At 54.5% G+C, this 534-nt stretch carries 2 rRNA genes; both read right to left on the reverse strand.

Annotated elements, in window-relative coordinates:
* Positions 1 to 78 (reverse strand): 5S ribosomal RNA (gene rrf / locus RR877_RS10725); the annotation flags it as partial.
* Positions 79 to 202: 124 nt separating this feature from the next.
* Positions 203 to 534: ribosomal RNA gene (locus tag RR877_RS10730) — 23S ribosomal RNA — on the reverse strand; the annotation flags it as partial.

Here is a 534-nt window from a genome sequence, read left to right on the forward strand (position 1 = left end):
ACTACCATCGGCGATGCCGCGTTTCACTACTGAGTTCGGGATGGGATCAGGTGGTTCCACGGCGCTATGGCCGCCAGGCAAATTCTTCAATCTCGGAAAGCTGACGTGAATAACGACTGCTTGGCTGTTGCCTGGTCGCTATCACTGAATTTGAGTAGTTCATGCACTTGCTACAAGGCCCAGAACACTTCTTGGGTGTTGTATGGTTAAGCCTCACGGGTAATTAGTATGGGTTAGCTCAACACGTCGCCGCGCTTACACACCCCACCTATCAACGTTGTGGTCTCCAACGGCCCTTTAGGACCCTCAAGGGGTCAGGGATGACTCATCTCAGGGCTCGCTTCCCGCTTAGATGCTTTCAGCGGTTATCGATTCCGAACTTAGCTACCGGGCAGTGCCACTGGCGTGACAACCCGAACACCAGAGGTTCGTTCACTCCGGTCCTCTCGTACTAGGAGCAACTCCCTTCAATCATCCAACGCCCACGGCAGATAGGGACCGAACTGTCTCACGACGTTCTGAACCCAGCTCGCG

This window comes from Aurantimicrobium sp. (assembly GCF_036667855.1).
In the GTDB taxonomy this organism is placed as follows: Bacteria; Actinomycetota; Actinomycetes; order Actinomycetales; family Microbacteriaceae; genus Aurantimicrobium.